Annotated in this window: 20 protein-coding genes; 5 read left to right on the top strand and 15 right to left on the bottom strand. The window is 66.8% G+C overall.

The window, feature by feature from the left end:
* Nucleotides 1-43 precede the first annotated feature (43 nt).
* Entirely contained in the window at nucleotides 44-472 is a 429-nt protein-coding gene (locus D5084_RS03535; protein ID WP_128514135.1) for a VOC family protein, read from the top strand.
* 53 nt (nucleotides 473-525) lie between these two features.
* On the opposite strand, the gene D5084_RS03530 is transcribed toward D5084_RS03535, so the two are convergent.
* The 15 genes from D5084_RS03530 to bchF form a co-directional block, all read right to left on the bottom strand.
* Nucleotides 526-996, bottom strand: coding sequence for a c-type cytochrome (locus D5084_RS03530; protein ID WP_128514134.1), 471 nt, complete (start codon nucleotides 994-996; stop codon nucleotides 526-528).
* Nucleotides 997-1,085: 89 nt separating this feature from the next.
* Nucleotides 1,086-2,300: a 5-aminolevulinate synthase gene (gene hemA / locus D5084_RS03525; protein WP_128514133.1), complete on the bottom strand. Its 1,215-nt coding sequence runs from the start codon at nucleotides 2,298-2,300 to the stop codon at nucleotides 1,086-1,088.
* A gap of 12 nt (nucleotides 2,301-2,312) precedes the next feature.
* Nucleotides 2,313-3,107: a putative photosynthetic complex assembly protein PuhE gene (puhE, locus tag D5084_RS03520; protein ID WP_128514132.1), complete on the bottom strand. Its 795-nt coding sequence runs from the start codon at nucleotides 3,105-3,107 to the stop codon at nucleotides 2,313-2,315.
* A 94-nt stretch (nucleotides 3,108-3,201) separates the two neighbouring features.
* Nucleotides 3,202-4,296, bottom strand: a complete 1,095-nt coding sequence (acsF, locus tag D5084_RS03515; RefSeq protein WP_128514131.1) for a magnesium-protoporphyrin IX monomethyl ester (oxidative) cyclase — start codon at nucleotides 4,294-4,296, stop codon at nucleotides 3,202-3,204.
* Nucleotides 4,293-4,589 carry a hypothetical protein gene (locus tag D5084_RS03510; RefSeq protein ID WP_128514130.1) on the bottom strand — a complete coding sequence of 99 codons (297 nt, stop codon included), beginning with the start codon at nucleotides 4,587-4,589 and terminating at the stop codon, nucleotides 4,293-4,295. Before D5084_RS03510 ends, acsF begins: the two co-directional genes overlap by 4 nt.
* Nucleotides 4,590-4,601: 12 nt before the next feature.
* A complete protein-coding gene (gene puhC / locus D5084_RS03505; protein WP_162302368.1) occupies nucleotides 4,602-5,066 on the bottom strand; it encodes a photosynthetic complex assembly protein PuhC in 465 nt (154 codons plus the stop codon).
* 4 nt (nucleotides 5,067-5,070) lie between these two features.
* On the bottom strand, nucleotides 5,071-5,709 hold the full coding sequence (gene puhB, locus D5084_RS03500) for a photosynthetic complex putative assembly protein PuhB (RefSeq protein WP_128514129.1): 639 nt from the start codon (nucleotides 5,707-5,709) through the stop codon (nucleotides 5,071-5,073).
* Nucleotides 5,710-5,772: 63 nt separating this feature from the next.
* Nucleotides 5,773-6,537 carry a photosynthetic reaction center subunit H gene (gene puhA, locus D5084_RS03495; protein ID WP_128514128.1) on the bottom strand — a complete coding sequence of 255 codons (765 nt, stop codon included), beginning with the start codon at nucleotides 6,535-6,537 and terminating at the stop codon, nucleotides 5,773-5,775.
* A 17-nt stretch (nucleotides 6,538-6,554) separates the two neighbouring features.
* The gene (locus D5084_RS03490; protein WP_128514127.1) at nucleotides 6,555-7,988 is read right to left on the bottom strand and encodes a PucC family protein; all 1,434 of its coding nucleotides are present in this window, start codon (nucleotides 7,986-7,988) and stop codon (nucleotides 6,555-6,557) included.
* The gene (gene bchM / locus D5084_RS03485) at nucleotides 7,985-8,653 is read right to left on the bottom strand and encodes a magnesium protoporphyrin IX methyltransferase (protein WP_128514126.1); all 669 of its coding nucleotides are present in this window, start codon (nucleotides 8,651-8,653) and stop codon (nucleotides 7,985-7,987) included. Before bchM ends, D5084_RS03490 begins: the two co-directional genes overlap by 4 nt.
* Complete coding sequence (gene bchL, locus D5084_RS03480; RefSeq protein WP_128514125.1) at nucleotides 8,653-9,555, bottom strand: ferredoxin:protochlorophyllide reductase (ATP-dependent) iron-sulfur ATP-binding protein; 903 nt, start codon at nucleotides 9,553-9,555, stop codon at nucleotides 8,653-8,655. Before bchL ends, bchM begins: the two co-directional genes overlap by 1 nt.
* A 169-nt stretch (nucleotides 9,556-9,724) precedes the next feature.
* Nucleotides 9,725-13,309 (bottom strand): magnesium chelatase subunit H, encoded by a 3,585-nt coding sequence (locus D5084_RS03475; protein WP_128514124.1) that lies wholly within the window; start codon nucleotides 13,307-13,309, stop codon nucleotides 9,725-9,727.
* The gene (gene bchB / locus D5084_RS03470; RefSeq protein ID WP_128514123.1) at nucleotides 13,299-14,852 is read right to left on the bottom strand and encodes a ferredoxin:protochlorophyllide reductase (ATP-dependent) subunit B; all 1,554 of its coding nucleotides are present in this window, start codon (nucleotides 14,850-14,852) and stop codon (nucleotides 13,299-13,301) included. The genes D5084_RS03475 and bchB overlap by 11 nt, the downstream gene beginning before the upstream one ends.
* Nucleotides 14,849-16,120, bottom strand: coding sequence for a ferredoxin:protochlorophyllide reductase (ATP-dependent) subunit N (locus D5084_RS03465; RefSeq protein ID WP_128514122.1), 1,272 nt, complete (start codon nucleotides 16,118-16,120; stop codon nucleotides 14,849-14,851). Before D5084_RS03465 ends, bchB begins: the two co-directional genes overlap by 4 nt.
* Nucleotides 16,117-16,611 (bottom strand): 2-vinyl bacteriochlorophyllide hydratase, encoded by a 495-nt coding sequence (gene bchF / locus D5084_RS03460; RefSeq protein WP_128514121.1) that lies wholly within the window; start codon nucleotides 16,609-16,611, stop codon nucleotides 16,117-16,119. The genes D5084_RS03465 and bchF overlap by 4 nt, the downstream gene beginning before the upstream one ends.
* Before the next feature lie 329 nt (nucleotides 16,612-16,940).
* Here bchF and D5084_RS03455 point away from each other — a divergent pair, with 329 nt between their 5' ends.
* The 4 genes from D5084_RS03455 to bchJ all read left to right on the top strand — a co-directional run bounded on the left by D5084_RS03455 (nucleotide 16,941) and on the right by bchJ (nucleotide 21,514).
* On the top strand, nucleotides 16,941-17,777 hold the full coding sequence (locus tag D5084_RS03455) for a hypothetical protein (RefSeq protein ID WP_128514120.1): 837 nt from the start codon (nucleotides 16,941-16,943) through the stop codon (nucleotides 17,775-17,777).
* A gap of 19 nt (nucleotides 17,778-17,796) precedes the next feature.
* Nucleotides 17,797-19,179, top strand: a complete 1,383-nt coding sequence (gene ppsR / locus D5084_RS03450; RefSeq protein WP_128514119.1) for a transcriptional regulator PpsR — start codon at nucleotides 17,797-17,799, stop codon at nucleotides 19,177-19,179.
* 104 nt (nucleotides 19,180-19,283) lie between these two features.
* The gene (gene bchE / locus D5084_RS03445; protein WP_128514118.1) at nucleotides 19,284-20,939 is read left to right on the top strand and encodes a magnesium-protoporphyrin IX monomethyl ester anaerobic oxidative cyclase; all 1,656 of its coding nucleotides are present in this window, start codon (nucleotides 19,284-19,286) and stop codon (nucleotides 20,937-20,939) included.
* Nucleotides 20,939-21,514, top strand: a complete 576-nt coding sequence (gene bchJ, locus D5084_RS03440; RefSeq protein WP_128514117.1) for a bacteriochlorophyll 4-vinyl reductase — start codon at nucleotides 20,939-20,941, stop codon at nucleotides 21,512-21,514. Before bchE ends, bchJ begins: the two co-directional genes overlap by 1 nt.
* The last annotated feature ends 47 nt before the right edge of the window (nucleotides 21,515-21,561 follow it).

The raw sequence follows: 21,561 nt of genomic DNA, 5'->3' as shown, positions 1-21,561 counted from the left end.
TTGATCGGTGTGATACCGCTAGATGAATGGATGGAGGTGAGGCATGACGATCAGGTATCTGCACACGATGGTCCGCGTGAAGGATCTGGAGAAGTCGATGGCGTTCTACAGGCTTCTGGGCCTGAAGGAGACGCGGCGGCATGAAAGCGAGCAGGGGCGGTTCACGCTGGTGTTCATGGCGCCTCCGGGGCAGGAGGACTGCCCGATCGAGCTGACCTACAACTGGGACGGCGATCCGGGGCTGCCGTCGGACAGCCGGCACTTCGGGCATCTGGCCTATGAGGTGGACGACATCTATGCGCTGTGCGAGCATTTGCAGAAGCACGGCGTGCTGATCAACCGGCCGCCGCGCGACGGGCGGATGGCCTTTGTGCGCAGCCCGGACAATATCTCGATCGAGTTGTTGCAGAGAGGGGCGGCGAAAGCGCCGGCAGAGCCCTGGGCCAGCATGGCCTCGACGGGCCACTGGTAGGGCATCGACAGGAAGGTGGCCCGCCGTCCGGGGAACGGCGGGCCATGGATGTCTTAGTTGGAGGCGGGCGCCGCTGCGGCGTCGGCGGGCGCCGGAGCGGGCGAGAGCGAGGCGATGTAGGCCCAGACGTTGCGGGCTTCCTCTTCCTTCGGCAGCTTGAACATCATCTTGCCGCGCGCCTTCTTGTCGCCTTCCTTTTCCTGCAGGAACTTGGTCGGGTCGGCGACGTATTTCACGAAGTCTTCCTCGTTCCAGGCAAAGCCCATCTCGCCGAGCTTCACCAGCGACTCACCGTATTTGAAGTCGGGGTAGGTCCCGGCGATGCGGCCGGGCAGGCCGTAGAGGTTCGGGCCGGTCTTGGATCCCTTGCCGGCGAGGACCTCGCCTGCTTCGTTGGCGATGACGTGGCAGGTCTGGCATTTGTTGAAGACCTTTTCGCCGGCGGCTGCGTCTCCGGTCGGGGCGTCCTGCGCGAAGGCAGGGGCAGCGACCAGGGCGAGCACGGCGGTCAGTGGCAGTTTCATGGGCTTCCTCCGGGTGTTGGCGGCACCATCAAATGGACCGCGAATGGCAGTTGGCAAGGGGAATGTGAACACTTCGGCGCGATCTGGCCTCAGGCCACCGCATGGGCGATGGCGCAGCGGCTGAACAGCGACGACAGCGCGGTGATGAGATGGGCGATGTCCTCGGCCGAGTGCAGCGGGCCGGGGGTGATGCGCAGCCGTTCGGTGCCCTTCGGCACGGTGGGATAGTTGATCGGCTGGACGTAGATGCCCCAGTCGGCCATCAGCATGTCCGAGATCATCCGGCATTTGACCGGATCGCCGATCATCACCGGGATGATGTGGCTTTCGTTCGCCATGTGCGGGATGCCCTTGGCGTCGAGCATCGCGCGGACCTGGGCGACGTTGGCCTTCTGGCGGGCGCGTTCTTCGCCGGAGGTCTTGAGATGGCGGATCGAGGCCGCTGCGGCGGCCGCGCAGGCGGGGGGGAGCGCGGTGGTGAAGATGAAGCCCGAGGCGAAGCTGCGCACGAAGTCGATGAGTTCGGCGCGGGCGGTGATGTAGCCGCCGACGACGCCGAAGGCCTTGCCCAGCGTGCCCTCGATCACGTCGATCCGGTGCGCGAGGCCGCGTTCTTCCGACACGCCACCGCCGCGGGGGCCATACATGCCGACGGCGTGGACCTCGTCGATGTAGGACAGCGCGCCGTGGGCCTCGCAGACCTCGACGATCTCGCGGATGGGGGCGATGTCGCCGTCCATCGAGTAGACGGACTCGAAGGCCACGATCTTCGGGCGGTCGCCGACAGCGTGCAGCTTGCGGTCAAGGTCGCGCCAGTCGTTGTGTTTCCACAGCACCTTGTCGGCGCGGGAGTGACGGATGCCCTCGATCATGCTGGCGTGGTTCTTTTCGTCCGACAGGATCACCGCGTTCGGGATCTGCGCGCCGAGGGTCGAAAGCGCGGCCCAGTTCGAGACGTAGCCGGAGGTGAACAGCAAAGCGGCGTCCTTGCCGTGCAGGTCGGCAAGTTCGCGTTCCAGGAGGACATGGTGGTGGTTGGTGCCCGAGATGTTGCGCGTGCCGCCCGCGCCGGTGCCGCAGGTCTGCACGGCGTCCACCATCGCGGCCACCACGTCCGGGTGCTGGCCCATGCCGAGGTAGTCGTTCGAGCACCAGATCGTCACCTCTTCCTTCGTCCCGTCCGCCCGGTGGCGTTCTGCCTTGGGGAAGCTGCCGCAGCGTTTCTCAAGATCGGCGAAGACGCGGTAGTTGCCTTCGGACTTGAGGGCGGCGAGGCGGTCCTGAAAATAGGTGGCGAAGTCCATGTCTGCTTCCTGTCAGGTGTCTTGTTTCGTCGGGACGGTGGGGGCTTCGGGAAGCATCCAGCGCCAGAGTTTCTGGTCGGGGATCGGGACCACCATGAACAGGTGTTCGATCAGGGCAAGGGCGGTGAGGACGGAAAGGAGGAGGTAGCCGATGAAACTTGCGTCGTCGGTGGCGTTTGCGGCCTCGGCGGCCCACCAGCCGGTGGCCAGCGCAAGGGCAGCGATGGAAAGGGGAAGGAGCGCGGTCATCGGCGCCTTGCGGAAGTGGCTGGCGATATGGGCGAGGGGCTTCGGGAGAAACTCGGTATTGATGCGGGGCGCGCCGAGGAAGAGGTTCAGCTTGGCCGAGACGCGGGCGAAGAACAGCGTGGCGAAGGTCAGCGCCGAGAAGGGGTTCGGTGCGTTGAGCGTGAGGTGCGTCAGCGCCAGAAGGCCCGCGATCAGCGCGAATTCGTGCCAGAGGATCGAGCCTACCGCGCGCCAGATGCGTTCGGGGAACGGCGCATTCGGCGGGCAGGGCTTGCGGTCGGGGCCGGTGACGATGCCGGACAGGAACGCCAGTTCGATCCAGCCCCAGAAGGCCAGCGCCGAAAGGAAGCCGGCGTAGACCGAACCGACCGTCAGCTGGCCCGCCGAGGCATGGGCCCCGGCGACGCCACCGACAAGGAGAGGCAGGCCAAGGATGACGGACCAGAGATGGTCATCCGGCCCGCCGAGGTCGGCCTTCCTTACGCGCCAGAGGATCAGCCCGGTCGAGGCCCACCAGAGGAAGATGGCCGAGAAGGCGATGATCCAGGGATTTGTCATGTGCGGCACCCCCGAAGGGATGCCGCACAGGATGCCGGGACGCGCCCATCCCGCATCCTACCTGCCGCCGAAGCGGCGGTATGATCATGTGCGGTCAATACGACGGCTCCAGCCGCACCGAGAGGGGCGGGGTGCTGGGTTTGACCGGGATCAGGTAGAGCCGCGCGAAGGCCGTCAGCGCGCGGGCCGAGGCCGTGGCGTGCTTGAGGCGGCCCATCAGGCCCCCCTGACGCTTGGCCTTTTCCATGTCGATCATCGCGGCGTTCATGGCGCGCAGCGCCGGAATCCAGGCCGGGTGGTCTATGTCGATCTCCATCGGGAAGACCTGTTTCGCGATGGTCGAGGTCTTGCGGAACACCTCCTGGTCATACCAGTCGATGTCCACCCCCAGCGCCTTGTGGAAGTCCTTCCGCGCGTGGTCGCGGACCCACATGGTGGAATAGACGGCGACGAGGAAGAACTTGATCCAGAGCCTGTTGTTCCAGCTTTGGGTCAGTTTCGGGTCGGTGCGCATCAGAAGCGCGAAGGCCTCGCCGTGGGAGAACTCGTCGTTGCACCATTCCTTGAACCACTTGAAGATCGGGTGGAAGCGGTGTTCGGGGTGCGCCTCGAGGTGCCGGTAGATGGTGATGTAGCGGGCGTAGCCGATCTTTTCCGACAGGTAGGTGGCGTAGTAGATGAACTTCGGCCGGAAGTAGGTGTATTTCTTGGCCTTGGTCAGGAAGCCGAGGTTCACGGCGACCCCCGCCTCGCGGAGCGCGTCGTTGATGAAGCCGGCGTGCCGCGCCTCGTCCCGCGACATGTAGGAGAAGAGCTCGCAGATGTCGGGGTTGGTGCCGCGACGTTTCATTTCCTTGTAGAGGACGCAGCCGGAAAACTCGGCGGTGCAGGAGGAGACGAGGAAGTCGATGAATTCGGCACGCAGGGCGGGGTCCATGCCGTCCCAGTCCACATGATCCCAGTCGGCGGTCTTCTTGAAATGACCCTTGTTCGGGTCGGACTTCATCTGCGCCAAGAGCGCGTCCCATTCGCGGCGGACGGGGGTGACGTCGATGCGGTCCATCTCGTCGAAGTCGGTGGTGTAGAAGCGCGGGTTGAGGAGCGTCGTCTCTGTGGCCATCGCGGTGGTGTCGAAGGCCTCGGCCAGTTCGGAGTGGAGTTCCCCATGGGTTGTGGTGGAGTCTTTCATTGCAGAAGCTCCTCGGAAAACGAGAATTCGCAGAGTTCCATGAAACCGAAATCGCCGGTCAGCCGGGTCCAGAGCCGTTCGAGGGGCGTGGCGCGGGTGATGGTGGCGGTGCGGTCCTCGACGATGACCTCGCCATAGGCGGCAAGGACGGGGGCGCCGTGGACCAGCACCTCGTCGCCCGGATAGACCACGGCGCCGTTGTTGAAGCGGACGTGGGCGTGCAGGCTTTCGAAGCGGTGGCTGACTTCGACCGTGCAGGGCACGATCTCTTTCGTTTTGGTGAAGATACCCATGATTTCGTTCCCTTATGGTTGATCGAGAAGCCGCTCTACGGCGGCCTTGTTGTCACCTCCGAAGGCGTAGAGTTCGATCGACGCCCCCGAGGCGGGGTCTTCGGCCACGAGGCGGCCGTTGTCATACCTGACGATACGGATCGGCGGGTTGCCCTGGACGCGCGCGACGGTGCGGGCGCGCTGGATGGCGTTCTGGATCACGGTGACAAAGCCGCCGTGGTCCATGTCGGCGATCAGGGTGCCGTCGGCCGCATAGACGGTGACGGCCTGCGCGGACTTGCCTTGCAGGATCAGCTCGCGTTCGGCGACCACCTTGCCGGGGGCGGGTTGGCCCACATGGGGACGGTCGGTCAGGACGGCGAAGGTGGTGATGACGAGCGCCGAGACGGCAAGGCCGAGCATGGCCCAGAGGAGCGTGCGCGGGATCATCTCGCGTTCGCGGCTTGGACGGTCGGCGAGGGCTTTCATGTAGGACATGGTGCTACTCCGCCGCGACGGCCGCCGGGGCCGTGAAGGTTACGACGGGCTCGTTCACGCGGGTCTGGGCGGCGTCCGACAGGATCCGGGCGGCTTGCGCGGCATCGGGGATGCAGCGGAAGGCGGGCTGGACCCCGTGGCCGAAGCCGGGGCGCAGGTGCGGCCAGAGCGCGAGGAACGAGATGTGCTGGCCGGGGACCAGTTCCAGCGCGATGGTGCCGGTGCCGGTGATCGGGCGGGTCGCAAGCGAGGCGGCGGCGATCTTGGTGAAGGGAATGGTCCAGGTGACCTGAAGCGCCGCCCCGATGCGCAGGATCACCCGGTGGGTGGTGATCGAGTAGATCGCGGCCTTGGCCACGGCGCGCGCCATGAGACGGATCACCGCGTAAGCGGCCAGCGCCAGCACGAGATAGGGCAGGAACACCGCGACCGAGTGGCCGAAGCCGCCGTCCTGGAAGGCCATGCTCGCCCGCCAGACGGCGAGGATCAGGAGATAGCCGAAGACCCAGTTCGCCTTGAACGCTTCACGCGCGAGGGCGGCGGGATCGGGGGAGCCTTGCCAGAGGAGGTCTTCCCCGGGCGGCAGGGGTTTGGGAAGGCCGGGTTGGCTTTCGAAGTCGAAGTCGTGGTCATGGTCTGACATGGCAGACACTTTCGTATGCGGGGTAAGACGAAGCGGCGCGGGCGCGCGCCGCTTCCCTTGGGTTCAGAAGCCGCGCTTGCGGCCTTTCGCATACATCCAGCCCGAGGCGACGTAGGCCGAGATCTTCTCTTCCTCGAGCTTGGTGACGCTGGTCAGGTTCTTCGTGGCGGGGATCGCCTCGAAGAGGTCGGAGGTGAGCGCATTGATCCGCACCCGGTCGGCCCAGATCTTGCACATGGTCATCGGGACAAGCCGCGAGGACCCGGAGTTCAGGTCGATTTCAAGGTAACGGACCAGCTGTTCGGGCACGTCCACCCAAAGCTCCTTGACGCGGCCGACGACTTCGAGGTCCCCGGCCTGCACGGGCAGCCCGCGCGGATCGCGTCCGGCGCTGACGGCCATGCCCGCAACCTGCGACATGGGCTGGATCTTGGCAGGGCCGTGGGCGTCAAGCTCGGGCTCGTCCTTGCGCGGCACCCAGGACGCGGGGCCCACGCCGTCCAGCATCGGGTTTCCGGTGGGGATCAGGGGGAAGCCCTCGGACCCCGAGGGGATCAGGGCGAGGTCGGTGCGGCGATGCGCAGCCTCGTTTTCCGCAGACGGGACGGTGACGGTGCCACGGCCCATCGGCAGCAGGAAGGTCTTGGGTTTCGGCAGCGGGTAGATCGACTGGTTCGAGGCGGGGGAGCCGTCCTCGTTTTCGAAGGGGAAGCCTTCGCGCATGTTCTCGGTCTGGAGATAGTAGATCAAGAGCGCGAAGAAGCCCCAGAAGAGCCAGATCGCCAGCGACGCAAGGTCGAAGTTTCCGAAGAAAGTGACACCAACCATCAGGGGGTCCTCCGTTGTCAGGTTGGGAATTCGGTCAGCCGCAAGCCGGGCTGGCCTTGGTCCGGTTTCGGGGTGGGGATGCCGATGCGGACCAGCGGGCCCAGAGCGGCGAGGGTGACGAAGAGCAGGGCGATTTCAAGGTGATAGACCACGGTATAGCCGAGGCTGATGTCGTGCAGCGGGCCGAAGAGCCCGGCATCGACAAGATGGGCGACGAGGTCGCGCAGGGTGCCTCCGGTCAGGATGGCAAGGCCTGCGGCGGTGGCCTGGGCCGAGCCCCAGGCACCGAGGATCAGGCCCGCGCCAAGGGCTCCTTGGGTGCGGGCCATGGCGGCGTTGAGGGTGGAGAGGCCGAAGACGCCGTTGCCGAGGCCGATGGCGAAGGCCCCGGCGTAGAACAGGGGCCAGCTGTCGAGCGGGCTGGCGAAGATCACGAGGCTGAAGGCGGCGATGCCGGTCAGCAGGCCGGTGGCGGCCTGGCGGAACGGGTCGGCGCCGTGGCTCAGGCGGCGGGTGGCCCAGAGGAAGCCGGTCAGCGCGCCAAGCGCCCAGAGCGCGGTCAGCACCGTGGTCGCCCCGACCGACAGGCCGAGGACCTGACCGCCGTAGGGTTCCAAGAGCACGTCCTGCATGTTGAAGGCCAGCGTGCCGAGGAACACGACGACCAGCAGGCGGCGCGCGCCGTCCTGTTGCATGAGGTCCTTCCAGGCGGCGGCGAAGGACGGACGGGGCGCCTCGCGTTCGGCTTTCGACATGGGCTTCACGCGTTCCTGCTTCCAGAAGGCGATGATGTTCAGGATCAGGGTGGCCGCGCCGCAGCCCTGGACGACCTGGACCAGCCAGATCGGGTCGTAATGGCGCAGAAGAAAGCCGACGAGCAGGGCCGACAGCCCCATGCCGCAGAGGTAGAGGATATAGAGCATGGCCACGACGCGGGGTCGGGTTTCCTGGGTCGCGCGGTCGGCGGCAAGGGCAAGGCCTGCGGTCTGGACCATGTGCATGCCGAGGCCGGCCATGAGGAAGGCGACGGCGGCAAGGGCTTCGCCGGCCCAGGCGGGGCCCTTGAACTGGTCGCCCGACAGGACGATCAGCGCGAAGGGCATGACGGCAAGGCCGCCCATCTGCCAGAGCGAGCCGAACCAGAGATAGGGAATCCGCTTCCAGCCCAGCGCGCTGCGGTAGGTGTCGGAGCGGTGGCCGAGAAGGGCGCGGAACGGGGCGACGAGGACGGGGATCGAGATCATCAGGGCCACGACCATCGCGGGGACGGAAAGCTCGACGATCATCACGCGGTTCAGCGTGCCCAGAAGCAGGACCTGTGCCATGCCGACCGAGACCTGGAAGAGGGCGAGCCGCCAGAGCTGGCGCAGCGGCAGGTCTTCCGAGGCAGCGTCGGCGAAGGGCATCCAGCGCGCCCCGAGTTTCGCGATGTCCTTGCGGCGCAGGATCATGTGCGATGCTCCAATGCTTCGGAGATGTAGAAGCCCGAGGTGATGCGGCCGATCCTGGTGAGCTGGCCCGGGCAATGGCGGGCCAGCCGCGCGGCGTCGTGCGGGATCATGGTGGGCGAGCGGTCGGCGCGCGGGAACAGCTTGCCCGCGTGCCACATCGCCATCAGCAGGGGCGTGCGCGGGGCGACGGTGAAGACGATGGATTGCGCGGTGCGATCGGACAGGTTGCCGATGACGCGGCCGATGTCGGTGTCGCGGTAGTAGATCAGGCTGTCCATCGCCAGGGCGAAGTCGAAGCGACCGAGGGCAGGGTCGGACATGTCTCCGGTCTGGAAGTCCACCTGGTCGTGCAGGGCCGGGTGCAGGCGGCGGTGGGCGATGTCGATGAGTTGGGGCGAGATGTCCACGGCGGTGACCCGTGCCCCGCGCTGTGCGAGTTCCGCGGCCATCGCTCCGGTGCCGCAGCCCGCATCCAGCACCCGCGCGCCGCGCAGGTCCTGCGGCAGGCGCGACAGCATCAGCGCGCGCATCCGGTCGCGGCCCTTGCGGACGGTTTCGCGGATGCGGCTCACCTTCTCATGGCTGGTCAGCCGCTCCCATGTCCGGGTCGCGGTGCGGTCGAAATAGGTTTCGACCCGGTCGCGGGTGAGGCTGTAATCGGACATCAGTCAAATCCCAGCAGTTCGAAGATTTCCCGGTCGGGCAGGGGTTCGGGCGAGGAGCCTGCGCCGTCCACCGAGCGCCAGAGCGTTTCGGCCAGCCGCAGATATTCGGCGCGGGCGGTGACGATGTCCTGTTCGTCGTCCATCTCGAAGAGGGTCTTCTTCTTCAGGCGCGAGCGGCGGATGGCGTCGATGTCGGGCATGTGGGCGAGGCGGTTGAAGCCGACGCGATCGCAGTAGCGGTCAACCTCGTTCGTCTCGCGCGAGCGGTTGGCGACGCAGCCCGCGAGGCGGACCTTGTAGTTGCCGGACTTGGCCTGGACGGCGGCGATGATGCGGTTCATCGCGTAGATGGAATCGAAGTCGTTGGCGGTCACGATCACCGCGCGGTCTGCGTGTTGCAGGGGGGCCGCGAAGCCGCCACACACGACGTCGCCGAGGACGTCGAAGATCACCACGTCGGTGTCTTCCAGCAGGTGGTGCTGTTTCAGGAGTTTCACGGTCTGGCCCACCACATAGCCGCCGCAGCCGGTGCCGGCCGGTGGCCCGCCCGCCTCGACGCATTTCACGCCGTTCCAGCCTTCGGCGATGTAGTCCTCGGGGCGAAGCTCTTCGGCGTGGAAATCCACTTCCTTCAGGATGTCGATGACGGTGGGCTGCAACCGGCCGGTCAATGTGAACGTCGAGTCATGTTTCGGGTCGCAGCCGATTTGCAGCACCCGCTTGCCCATGACCGAGAAGGCGGCGGAGAGGTTCGACGAGGTGGTGGACTTGCCGATCCCGCCCTTGCCGTAGACGGAAAAGACCTTCGCGCCCTCTATGCGGACGGTGGGGTCAAGCTGGACCTGGACGGAGCCTTCGCCATCAAGGCCGCGGAGGTTCGGGATTTCGTCGCGCGGGCTCATGCGGTGGCCCCTTTCCTGTGTGAGACCCCGCCCCGGACCTGATCCGGGGCCTCGGGGTGATGCGGGAGGCCCCGGATCAAGTCCGGGGCGGGCACCCGGATCAAGTCCGGGGCGGGCACCCGGATCAGGTCCGGGGCGGAGTTGGCTTCGGGCAATGCGCGCGGCTGTGTCATTCGGCTGCGATCCCTTCGAGACGATCCTCAAGCTCGTCTGCCGCCTGTTGCAGGGCGGCGAGCGTGGCGGGATCGGGGGTCCAGTAGGCGCGGTCCGAGGCTTCCAGCAGGCGCTGGGCCATGCGGGAGGAGGCTTCGGGGTTGAGGGCAGCGAGGCGGCGGCGCATGGCCTCATCCGTGACGAAGGTCTCGGTCAGGCGCTGGTAGACCCAGGGTTCCACGGTGCCGGTGGTGGCGGACCAGCCGAAGGTGTTGGAAATCTGCGCCTCGATCTGGCGGACGCCTTCGGCCCCGTGCCGCAGGAGGCCCTCGAAGAACTTGGGGTTCAGCGAGCGGGCGCGGGTTTCCAGCGCGATCTGGTCCGAAAGCGTGCGGACCACGCCGCCGCCGCGCGTCTGGTCGCCGATGTAGACGGGCGTGTCCTGTCCGCCGCGCGCGCGTTTCACGGCGCGGGCGATGCCGCCCAGCGTGTCGAAGTAGTGATCGACCGAGGTGACGCCGAGTTCCACGGATTCGAGGTTCTGATAGGCGAGGTCCACGTCCTTCAGCGCCTTTTGCAGCAGTGCGGGGTTGCCCCTGGCCTTGCCGGTGACGCCGTAGGCGAAGCTCTTGCGGTTCTGGTAGGCGTCGGCGAGGTCGTCTTCGTCGCCGAAGGCGGAGGAGCCGACGAGGACGTTGACGTTGGAGCCATAGGCGCCTTCGGCGTTGGAAAAGACGCGGAGGGCGGCGGTTTCCATGTCGCAGCCCATTTCGGCGGCGTAACGCAGGGCGTGGGCGCGGATGAAGTTGAGGTGTTCGGGCTCATCGGCGGTGGCGGCCTTGAAGGCGGCTTCGGCGAGCATCCGGGTTTGCAGGGGCAGAAGGTCTCGGAAGATGCCGGAGAGGGTCATCACCACGTCGATCCTCGGGCGGCCGAGGTCTTCGAGCGGGATGAGGTCGGCCCCGGCAAGGCGGCCGTAGCTGTCAAAGCGGGGTTTCGCGCCGATCAGCGCAAGGGCCTGGGCGATGGGACCGCCGTCGGACTTGATGTTGTCCGAGCCCCAGAGGACGAGGGCCACGGTGCGGGGGAGCGTCGGGTGGGCGGCCAGCAGCCGGTCGGCCTGGGCCTTGCCGTCGGCAAGGGCAAAGGCGGTGGGCATGCGGAACGGGTCGAAGGCGTGGATGTTGCGGCCCGTGGGCAGGATCTGCGGCGAGCGGATGAGGTCTCCACCCGGGACGGGAGAGATGAAGCGGCCCGAGAGGGCGCGGAGGAGGGCGGGGATTTCGCTGTCCTGTTGCAGGTGTTCGGCGGCTTTGGCGCGGGCTTCCGGGTCGTCGGGCATGAGCGCCAGGTATTCGGCGCGCTGGGCCTCGGTCATGGGTTTGCCGAGGACGTGGAGGCCGTCGGTGATGAGGGCGCCTTCGGTCTCCAGCAGTTTGAGCCAGAGGGTTTCGAGGTCGGAGGCGTCCATGTCCACCGCGCGGGCCTGTTCGGCGATGAGAAGGGCGAGGTCGTCGCGGTCGGGCGCGTCCGGCGACAGGGCGCGGAAGCGGGTGAGACTGTCCTTCAGGTCCGCGAGGCCCTTGTAGAGGCCGGATTGCGCAAGCGGCGGGGTCAGGTGGGTGACGGTGACGGCGTTCGACCGGCGCTTGGCCAGCGTCGCCTCGGACGGGTTGTTGGCGGCGTAGAGATAGACGTTCGGCAGGTTGCCGATCAGCCGGTCGGGCCAGCATTGGCCGGACAGGCCCGCCTGTTTGCCGGGCATGAATTCCAGCGCGCCGTGCATCCCGAAGTGGAGGAGGACATCGGCGCCGAAATCCCTTTTCATCCAGTCGTAGAAGGCGGTGAAGGCGTGGGTGGGCGCGAAGCCCTTTTCGAACAAGAGCCGCATCGGGTCGCCTTCGTAGCCGAAGACGGGCTGGATGCCGACGAAGACATTGCCGAACTGGTGGCCGAGGATGAAGATGTCGGCCCCGTTGGATTGGGCGCGACCGGGGGCGGGGCCCCAGACCTTTTCGGTCTCGGAGAGCCAGCGCGAGCGGCGGACGAGCTCGGACGCCGGGATGCGGGCGGCGACGTTGGCGGGCTGGCCGAAGGCGGCGGCATTGCCGTGCAGGACGAGGTCGCGGAGGGCCTCGACGCTGGCAGGGGGCGTGAGGTCGTAACCTTCGGCCCGCATCGCGTGCAGCGTGTTGAACAGGCTTTCGAAGACGCCGAGGTAGGCGGCGGTGCCCACCGCGCCCGCGTTCGGCGGGAAGCCGTAAAGGACGATGGCGACCTTGCGCCTGGCGACCTCTGACCGGCGGAGGGTGGCGAGGCGGAAGACCTTTTCGGCCAGCGCCTCGATCCGTTCGGAGCAGGGGGCCATGACGCGGCAGGTGACATCGGCGGGGGCGGGGCAGCTCTTCGTGCAGCCCTGGCAGCCGTTCGCGTCGTGGCGGCCGGCGAAGACGGTGGGGTTGGTCGCGCCGTCGATTTCCGGCAGGGCGATCAGCATGGTGGTTTCCACCGGGCCGAGGCCGCCGTCGGTGGCGGCCCATTGGCCGAGGGTCTGGAACTCCAGCGGGTGGGCGGCGACGTAAGGAACGTCGAGCGCCTGAAGGGTGGCCACGGCGGCGGGGCTGTCGTTGTAGGCGGGGCCGCCGACCAGGGAGAAGCCGGTGAGCGAGACGAGGGCGTCGATCCGGCCGTTCGTCATGAAGGCGTCGATGGCGGGGCGGCCGTCGAGGCCCGAGGCGAAGGCGGGGACGCAGACGATCCCTCGCGCCTCGAAGGCGCGGATCACGGCGTCGTAATGCGCGGTGTCCGAGGCCAGGATGTAGGAGCGCAGCATCAGAAGGCCGACGGTGGCGGTGGTGCCGTCGGGGCGCGGCAGGAGGGCCGGGTCGGTGAAGACGCGGGCCGGGACGTCGGGGTGATAGAGGCCGACATCGGGGTAATCGACGGGGGCCGCGGCCTTGACCTTGTTCCAGTCGCGGTTCGGGGCATAGCGGCTGACGAGGAAGCGGACCATGCTTTCGATGTTGTCGTCCGACCCGCCCAGCCAGTACTGCATCGACAGGAACCAGGCGCGCATGTCCTGGGCCTTGCCGGGGATGAAGCGCAGGATCTTCGGCAGGCGGCGGAGCATCGCCATCTGCTTTTCGCCCGAAGAGCCGGAGGGGGACTTGTTGCCGCGCAGCTTCTTGAGGAAGGCCATGGCTCCGGACGCGGGTAGCGACATGTCGAGGTCGCCCATCCTGGTCAGCTTGACGATCTGCGGGTCGGAGATGATGCCGACGCAGGCGTCGAGATGCGGGCGGCGGGCCTGGATCTGGGGGAGGATCTGGTTGAGGTGTTCCTCGAGGAAGATCAGGTTGGCGACGATGATGTTGGCCTTTGCCACGTCGGCGCGGGCGCGGGCGAGGGCGGCGGGGTTTTCCGCCCATTCGGCGGCGGCGTGGACCGAGATGGTCAGGCCGGGGAAGTCCTTGGTCAGGCGAGCGGCGACGCGCTGGGCGGGGCCTGCGGCATGGGCGTCGAGGGTGACGATGACAAAGCGGTAGAGGTCCGCCGTGGCGGTGGTTTTCGGCTCCAGCGCTGTGTAGCGGTCATCGCGCATAATGGGCCTTGGCCTCGTAGAGGGTCTCGATGGTGATCTGGGTCACGCCCTTTTCGGCGGCGTATTTCTCGGTGTTGCGGCGGGCCTTGGCGCGGACGAAGAAGGGGATTTTCTTGAGTTCGCGTTCCGCGTCCGGCAGCCAGTGGAGGGCGTCGGCCAGGGCCTGTGCGGCCTCGATCATCTGGGTCGCGGCGTTGGCGGTGGGTTCCAGAATGGGGGCGGGCGCAGGCGTGGCCTTGCCGCCGTGGTGGCTGGGGCCGGCGGCGTCGTGGAACTCGAAATCCTCGCGGAACATGGTGAGGAGGTGTTCTTCGAGGCCCATCACAAGCGGGTGTATCCAGGTGTCGAAAAGGACGTTGGCGCCTTCGAACCCCATCTGGGGGGAGTAGCGGGCGGGGAAGTCCTGGACGTGGACGGGGGCGCTGATGACGGCGCAGGCGATGCCGAGGCGCTTGGCGATGTGGCGTTCCATCTGCGTGCCGAGGATCAGTTCGGGCGCGGCGGCGATGATGGCGGCCTCGACCTCGAGGTAGTCGTCGGAGATGAGGGCCTCGACGCCGTATTCCTTGGCGGCGGCGCGCATGGGGCGGGCGAATTCGCGGTTGTAGCAGCCGAGGCCCACGACGTCGAAGCCGATCTCGTCGCGGGCGACGCGGGCGGCGGCCATGGCGTGGGTGGCGTCGCCAAAGATGAACACGCGTTTGCCGGTGAGGTAGGTCGAGTCGACCGAAGCGGACCACCAGGGCTGGCGGAGGCTGGTTTCGTCAACCTTGGCGCTGACGCCGGCAAGGGCGGCGACTTCGGCGATGAAGTCCCGGGTGGCATGGGCCCCGATGGGGATGGTTTTCGTGAAGGGCTGGCCGTGGGTCTTCTCCAGCCAGCGGGCGGTGGATTCGCCGGTTTCGGGATAGAGCAGCACGTTGAAATGCGCCGCCGGAAGCCGGGCGAGATCCGCCGGGGTCGCGTCGAGGGGAGCCGCGACGTTCACGGCGATGCCCATCTGGCGGAGAAGACTGGTGATCTCGGCCACGTCGTCGCGGTGGCGGAAGCCAAGGGCGGTGGCGCCGAGGATGTTGCAGGTGATGTTTTCGGTGCGGCCGCAGGGCTGGGCGAGCGCGCGGGTCAGGGCGAGGAAGGTCTCGTCCGCGCCGAAGTTTTCCTTGCGGGAGTAGCTGGGCAGGTCGAGCGGCACGACCGGGCAGGGCAGGCCGAGGGTCGAGGCGAGGCCGCCGGGGTCGTCCTGGATCAGCTCGGCCGTGCAGGAGGCACCGACGATCATCGCCTGCGGCTGGAAGCGGTCATAGGCGCCTTGCGCGGCGCGCTTGAAGAGGGTGGCGGTGTCGGCGCCGAGATCGGAGGCCTGGAAGGTGGTGAAGGTGACCGGCGGGCGGTGGTTGCGCCGTTCGATCATCGTGAACAGGAGGTCGGCGTAGGTGTCGCCCTGGGGCGCGTGCAGGACGTAGTGGACGCCCTTCATTCCGGTGGCGACGCGCATCGCGCCGACATGCGGGGGGCCTTCGTAGGTCCAGAGGGTGAGTTTCATCGGGCGGCCCTCTGCAAGAGCGCGCGGCGGCGCAGGGGGCGGGAGAAGAGGCCGGCGAGGTCGCCGGCCTGTTCGTAGAAGTGGACCGGGGTGAAGACGAGTTCGATCGCCCATTTGGTGGCGTGACCGGCGGCCTCCAAGGGGTTCGCCAGGCCAAGGCCGCAGACGGTGAGGTCGGGCTTCAGGGCGGCGTGGCGGTCAAGCTGGAGGTCGACGTCCTGGCCTTCGGAGAGGACGGTCTGCGGCAGGAGCGCGAGTTCGGGTTCCATCAGGCCGCGGTGGAGGTAGGGGGTGCCGACTTCGACCGGGAGCATCCCGCATTCGCGGGCAAGGAAGCGCGCGAGCGGGATCTCCAGCTGGCTGTCGGGGAACATGAAGAGGGTCTTGCCGCGCAGGGTTTCCGCATGGGCGGCGACGGCCTTGCGGGCCCGGGCGCGGGGGGCGGCGGTGACGGCGTCGAAGGTTTCCAGCATCACGCCCTGCGCCTTGGCGACGGCGCGGAGCCAGTCGGTCGTGCCTTCCTCGCCGAAGGGGAAGGGCGCCACGATCCGCTGTGCGCCGCGGCGTTCCAGGGCGTGGGCGGTGTCGGCCAGGAAGGGCTGGGTCAGGATGAAACGGGTGTTCTCGCCGACCTTCGGGGCGTCACTGGCGCGGCGCGAGGGCAGGAAGGCGACGTTCCTGATGCCCATCCGGGTGAGGAGCGACAGGCACTGATCCTCGACCACATCCGGCAGCGCGCCGACGACGAGGAGGTTTTCGTCCTGCGTCTCTGCAAGGCCGGGGACCATGGCGGCAAGGCAGGCGTCCTCGCCTTGCGTGAAGGTCGTCTCGATGCCTGACCCGGAATAGTTGTAGACCCGGACCGAGGGCCCGTGGCGGGCGTTCAGCCGTTCGGCGGTGCGCGACAGGTCGAGCTTGATGACCTCGGACGGGCAGGAGCCGACAAGGAAGAGCTGGCGGATGTCGGGGCGGCGCGACAGCAGTCGTTCGACCTCGCGTTCCAGTTCCTGATGCGCGTCGGCCAGACCGGCGAGGTCCTTCTCTTCCAGGATCGCAGTGCCGAATCGCGGCTCGGCGAAGATCATCACCCCGGCGGCGGATTGCAGAAGGTGGGCGCAGGTGCGCGAGCCGACGACGAGGAAGAAGGCGTCCTGCATCTTGCGGTGCAGCCAGATGATCCCGGTCAGGCCGCAGAACACCTCGCGCTGGCCGCGTTCCCGCAGGACGGGGGTGTGCAGGCAGCCGGTCGGGGGGGTGTCGAGGCTCATGCCGGGTGGCCCTCCGGTGTGCTGTCGAGACGGGCGCGGCGGAGCTTCAGCAGGAACTGGGTCGCGTTGATGAAATAGGCCGCATAAGCGGCAAGCGTGATCCCCATCAGCTGCAACGGCGTGAGGGATTGTGTAAGCAGGCCATAGAGATACAGCGTGTGCAGCGCGATGACGCCGAAGCTGACCACGTCCTCCCAGAAGAAGGCCGGGGCAAAGAGATACTGGCCGAAGACGACCTTTTCCCAGATCGCGCCGGTGACCATGATCGTGTAGAGCAGCGCGGTCTTCAGAAGGATCGAGACGGTCGCGGCGGTGTAGCCTTCGCCGGTGGCGAGATAGCGCAGGACAAGCCCCAGCGAGACGGCGAAGACCAGAAACTGCAAAGGCGCAAGGACGCCCTGGACGGTGGTCCAGATGGTCGCATCCCGACGTGCGCGCTGGCTGGGCGTGTACAGCGGTCGGGCCCTGGTCTCGGAGGCAGCAGCGGACATTCCTTACGCCTCGATGTTGTAACCGCGTTTACACTCATCGTAGTCAGGCAGCACTGTCTGTCAATGTAGATTTACACATTTTTCCGCGGCGGCGCGACGAAATCGACGTGCCGAAAAGGCCGGGCGGCGTAAATCGGGGCCAGATAAAAATGATTTATATCAGTTATTTAAGGGGATATACCTGACGCCGGGCGTTCAGGCTGTCAATTTAGATGGACATGAGTGTCAGTTTCAGGTGTCATGGAGTCAGCGAGTCGATGGCTTCTATTCGGGCTTTCGCGGTGCTAACTTGCCCCTGCATCTGCGGGAGGACCCAGGGAGGTTCGCCGATGCGTGACAATGGAATACCGGAAGCACGAGATCAGGATTTCCTGAACTGGTTCGCGGGGCTTGCGCAGGAGGCGCTGGGTCGGTTGGTATCGGTGCGCGACCAGCAGGGTGTGGAAGTCCGGAAGGACCATCTCGATCTGTTTCTGGACCTGCTTGCCCATGATACCGGGGCAGACCCCTCGGCCTTGCTGGATGCGATGGTTGCCCGCCGCCTGGGGCCCGAGATCGTGGCCTGTGACTATGCAAGCGAGGCGGCGCGGTCGCTGGGCGACAGCTGGCTGGCCGACGAGGTGAGCTTTGTCGATGTCACGATCCGCAGCGAGCGGCTGCACGGGCTGATCCGGCGGGTCGACGAGATGCTGGTCTCGACCATGCAAGCGGGTGGGCCGTCGGCCCTGATCCTGGTGGCCGAGGCCGAGCAGCATACGCTGGGGGCCCATGTGCTGGCGCTGAAGCTGCGGCTGGCGGGGTTCAGCACGGTGGTCAGGATTGCCCCGATTGCGTCGGAGCTGAAGCAACTGATGACGGCCAACCGGTTCGACATTGCCCTTGTGTCGATCGGCTGCGTGGCGGGACTGGACTCGGGCGCAGGTCTGGTGCGCACGCTGCGGCTTTTGTCGCGGGGCGAGACGCGGATCTATGTCGGCGGGGCGATTCCGATCGAGGATGACCGGCTGCTGGAAGTGACTGCGGCCGACGAGGTTCTGCGCGATGTTTCCGCACTATTGGCGCAATTTGCGCCCGATGGTGCGGCGCGCGCGCTTGATCGTAACGAAAAAAGCAGCGAAAGGGAGGGCGCAACATCGTCTGTGACGGGGGAGCAATGTGACACCTGATACCCAAACCGGACCGCTATTGCCAGAAGACCCGGTCTCTCGGGTCGTGCTGGATCTGGTCAGTGCGGCTACCGATCTGACCCTTCTGGTGGGGCCGGAGCAGCGGGTCGAGACGGTGATCGTCAACCCCCAGTCCAACCTGGCGGCGATGGCGGCGGATTGGGCCGGGCAACCGCTTCAGTCCCTGTTCGCGCCGGACAGCTGGTCAAAGCTGGCCCAGCGCCTTGCCGCGCCCGAGACGGCCTTGCCGCTGGAGTTGAACCACGGCGGCGCCGCGCAATACGAATTTCCCGTCCGCTATACCCTGCGCCGCTGGCCGGGCACGGACAAGACCCTGATGCTGGGCCGCGACCTGCGGCCGATGGCCGAGGTGCAGCAGCAACTGGTGCAGGCGCACCGGGCGATCGGGCGCGACCATGAGGCGCAGCGCGAGCTGGAAACCCGCTATCGCGTGCTGATGGAAGAGAATTCGCTGCCGCTTCTGATCGTGTCCGAGACAACGGGGCGGATCGTCGATCTGAACACTTCGGCCGCACGTCTTCTGGGCGCGGCGCGCAACGACCTGCTGAACGCCCCCATCGCGCAGGAGTTCGACGGGCGCAGGCGCGGGGAATTGCTGGAATCGCTGGCCAAGAACGGCACCAGCGACGGGGCGGGCCATCTGGACCTGACGGTTCGGCGCACCGGCCAGCGGGTGAAGATCGGCGCCAAGATGTTCCGCGCCGCGCGCGACCGGCTGCTGCTGTGCCGCGTCGGGCTGTCGGAAAGCGCGCAGTCGCAGGAAAGCGACCGCAGCCTGATGATGCAGAACCTGTTCGAGAAGGGCACCGATGCCATCGTGTTCCTGGACGGGGCCGGGCAGATAAAGGCGGCGAACGAGGCCTTCCTGAACCTGACCGACAGCCACAGCCAGTCGGTGGTGATCGACCGGGCGTTCTCGGACTTTCTGGCGCGGGGGGCAGTGGACCTGAAGGTGCTGCTGGACAATGTCAAGCGGGTGGGCCACCTGCGGCATTACCGGACGCGGCTGAACACGGATTACATGGGCGAGGTCTCGGTCGAACTGTCCGCGACCCTGTTCCAGGACCGCGGCAAGCAGGTCATCGGGATCATCGCGCGCGACAAGGTGGTGTCGGACAGCGTCATCTGGCCGACGGCCCCGGGGGTCGAGAACGAGGGCCTGCGCAACGTGATGCGGCTGGTGGGCTATTCGACGCTGAAGGAAATCGTCGACGAGACCACCGAGATCATCGAGAAGATGTGCATCGAGGCGGCTCTGGACATGTCCGGCAACAACCGGGCGGCTGCGGCCGAGCTTCTGAGCCTGTCGCGCCAGTCGCTTTATGTGAAGCTGCGCAAGTTCGGTATCCTGAACAAGGAAACGAGCGACCCTTCTGCCTGATCCGCGGCCCGCTTGATCTGGGTCAAGTCGATCGCCCTTTCATTCTGTCAACTTGAGTTGACACCGCCTGTTCCGGCGGGTGCCTTGGCACGGAGGGCTCGCCCATGCGCATCGTCTTCATCCATCCGAACTATCATTCCGGCGGGGCCGAGATCGCGGGCAACTGGCCCCCAGCCTGGGTGGCTTACCTTGCGGGCAGCCTGAAGCGGGCGGGGTTTCAGGACATCCATTTCCTGGATGCGATGACCTATCACCTGGGGCCGGAGGTGCTGCGGGCGAAGCTGGCCGAGTTGCAGCCGGACATCGTGGGGGTGACGTCGATCACCCCGTCGATCTACGAGGCCGAGGAGGTGCTGCGCATCGCGCAGGAGGTGGTGCCGGGGGCCTTGCGGGTCCTGGGCGGGGTCCATGCCACCTTCATGTTCCGGCAGGTGTTGACCGAGGCGCCCTGGGTCGATGTGATCGTGCGCGGCGAGGGCGAGGAGATCATGGTGGCGCTGGCCGAGGCGGTGCGCGATGGCCGCTGGCCTGCGGATCAGCGCAAGATCAGGGGCCTGGCCTTTGCGGTCGATGGAGAGATCGTGGCGACTCAGGCTGCCAGCACGGTCAAGGACCTGGACGGGATCGACCCCGACTGGTCGATCCTGGACTGGGACAGCTATATCTACATCCCCCTTGGCGTGAAGGTCGCGATCCCGAACATGGCGCGGGGGTGTCCGTTTACTTGCAGCTTCTGTTCGCAGTGGAAGTTCTGGCGCGACTATCGGGTGCGGGCTCCGAAAAAGGTGGCCGACGAGATCGAGCGGCTGGTGGACGAGCATGGGGTCGGGTTCTTCATCCTCGCCGACGAGGAGCCGACCATCAACAAGAAGAAGTTCGTCGAGTTCTGTCAGGAGCTGATCGACCGGGGCCTGAACAGGCGGGTGAAATGGGGGATCAACACTCGGGTCACCGACATTTACAGGGACCGGGATCTGTTGAAGTTCTACCGCGAGGCGGGGCTGGTGCATGTCTCGCTGGGGACGGAAGCCGCGGCGCAGACGCAGCTGGATCTGTTCAACAAGGAGACCACGGTCGCCCAGAACAAGGAGGCGATCCGCCTTTTGCGCGAGGCCGACATCTTCACCGAGGCGCAGTTCATCGTCGGGCTGGACAACGAGACGCCCGAGACCCTGGAAGAGACCTACCGGATGGCCAGGGACTGGCAGCCGGACCTGGCCAACTGGTCGATGTATACTCCGTGGCCCTTCACGCCGCTGTTTCAGGAAATCCGCGATCAGGTGGAGGTGTTCGATTTCTCGAAATACAATTTCGTCACGCCGATCATGAAGCCTGCCGCGATGACCCGGGGGGCCTTGCTGGAGGGGGTGCTGAAGAACTATCGCCGCTTCTACATGAAGAAGGCGCTGTTCCATTACCCCTGGCGGGGGACGGGGTTCCGGCGGCGGTATCTGCTGGGCTGTCTCAAGGCCTTCCTGAAGGCGGGGGTGCAGCGCAGCTTCTATGACCTTGGAAAGCATGGCTATTTCAAGCCGGTGAAGCGGGACAATCTGGAGTTTGGCTTCGATACCTCGCGGACCATTGCCGAGGCGCAGATGGCGGATTGGGAGGCTTCGGCGGACAAGGCGGCGCGGGCGGCAGAACGGCGGGCGGCGGTGAAGGCGCAGATGAAGGAGAGGGCTGCGGACCGTGCGGTGCCCGACCTGGGGCCGATGGCCTGCGGCGGGGGCCGCGCGCAGATGCAGGAGCCGGCGGAGTAATGCAAGCAGGCCGGATCGGGCCGAATGCGATCCTGCAACTGGCCGATGTGCTGGAGCGGCGCGGGGAGGGGGAGCTTCTCTCTGCCGTGCTGGCCGAGGCGGGGGTTGAGCGGCCTCCGAGTGATGCGGGGATGCTGCCGGAGGGCGATTGCGCGGCGGTGCATCAGGCCTTGCGGCGGCTGTCGCCCCGCGCCGAGGCTGTGCTGGAGGAGGCGGGGCGGGCGACCGGGGACTATATCCTGACGCATCGGATTCCGAAGCTGGCGCAGGGGGCGTTGCGGGCTCTGCCGGGTTTTCTCGCGGCGCCGGTCATGACCCGGGCGATTGCGCGGCATTCCTGGACCTTTGCCGGGACGGGGGCGTTCCGGGTCGAGGGTGGGCGGCCTCTGGTTCTGTCGGTGGCGCGCAATCCGCTGGTGGCGGGCTGGCGGGCGGAGGTCCCGCAATGCATCTGGCACGTCGCGGTGTTCCGGCGGCTCTATGGGCGGCTGGTCTGGCCGGAGGTGCGGGTGACGGAGGTCGCCTGCTGCGCTTGCGGAGATGCGGCCTGCCGGTTCGAGATTGCCGCAGCGTAGCCCCCCACCCCCATCCCCTCCCCACGGCGGGGGAGGGGAGGCGCTTG

Source organism: Tabrizicola thermarum, assembly GCF_003574395.1.
GTDB lineage: Bacteria > Pseudomonadota > Alphaproteobacteria > Rhodobacterales > Rhodobacteraceae > Tabrizicola > Tabrizicola thermarum.
The sequence above is the reverse complement of the archived record's forward strand: the minus strand, read 5'-3'. Positions and strand labels throughout refer to the sequence as shown.

Coding starts and splice junctions, on each gene's coding strand:
- D5084_RS03490 (WP_128514127.1), bottom strand. CDS start 7,988: ATGATCCTGCGCCGCAAGGACATCGCGAAACTCGGGGCGCGCTGGATG.
- hemA (WP_128514133.1), bottom strand. CDS start 2,300: ATGGACTTCGCCACCTATTTTCAGGACCGCCTCGCCGCCCTCAAGTCC.
- bchM (WP_128514126.1), bottom strand. CDS start 8,653: ATGTCCGATTACAGCCTCACCCGCGACCGGGTCGAAACCTATTTCGAC.
- puhC (WP_162302368.1), bottom strand. CDS start 5,066: ATGTCCTACATGAAAGCCCTCGCCGACCGTCCAAGCCGCGAACGCGAG.
- puhA (WP_128514128.1), bottom strand. CDS start 6,537: ATGGTTGGTGTCACTTTCTTCGGAAACTTCGACCTTGCGTCGCTGGCG.
- puhB (WP_128514129.1), bottom strand. CDS start 5,709: ATGTCAGACCATGACCACGACTTCGACTTCGAAAGCCAACCCGGCCTT.
- D5084_RS03530 (WP_128514134.1), bottom strand. CDS start 996: ATGAAACTGCCACTGACCGCCGTGCTCGCCCTGGTCGCTGCCCCTGCC.
- D5084_RS03535 (WP_128514135.1), top strand. CDS start 44: ATGACGATCAGGTATCTGCACACGATGGTCCGCGTGAAGGATCTGGAG.
- D5084_RS03475 (WP_128514124.1), bottom strand. CDS start 13,309: ATGCGCGATGACCGCTACACAGCGCTGGAGCCGAAAACCACCGCCACG.
- puhE (WP_128514132.1), bottom strand. CDS start 3,107: ATGACAAATCCCTGGATCATCGCCTTCTCGGCCATCTTCCTCTGGTGG.
- bchL (WP_128514125.1), bottom strand. CDS start 9,555: ATGAGCCCGCGCGACGAAATCCCGAACCTCCGCGGCCTTGATGGCGAA.
- D5084_RS03455 (WP_128514120.1), top strand. CDS start 16,941: ATGCGTGACAATGGAATACCGGAAGCACGAGATCAGGATTTCCTGAAC.
- bchB (WP_128514123.1), bottom strand. CDS start 14,852: ATGAAACTCACCCTCTGGACCTACGAAGGCCCCCCGCATGTCGGCGCG.
- acsF (WP_128514131.1), bottom strand. CDS start 4,296: ATGAAAGACTCCACCACAACCCATGGGGAACTCCACTCCGAACTGGCC.
- bchF (WP_128514121.1), bottom strand. CDS start 16,611: ATGTCCGCTGCTGCCTCCGAGACCAGGGCCCGACCGCTGTACACGCCC.
- bchJ (WP_128514117.1), top strand. CDS start 20,939: ATGCAAGCAGGCCGGATCGGGCCGAATGCGATCCTGCAACTGGCCGAT.
- bchE (WP_128514118.1), top strand. CDS start 19,284: ATGCGCATCGTCTTCATCCATCCGAACTATCATTCCGGCGGGGCCGAG.
- D5084_RS03465 (WP_128514122.1), bottom strand. CDS start 16,120: ATGAGCCTCGACACCCCCCCGACCGGCTGCCTGCACACCCCCGTCCTG.
- D5084_RS03510 (WP_128514130.1), bottom strand. CDS start 4,589: ATGGGTATCTTCACCAAAACGAAAGAGATCGTGCCCTGCACGGTCGAA.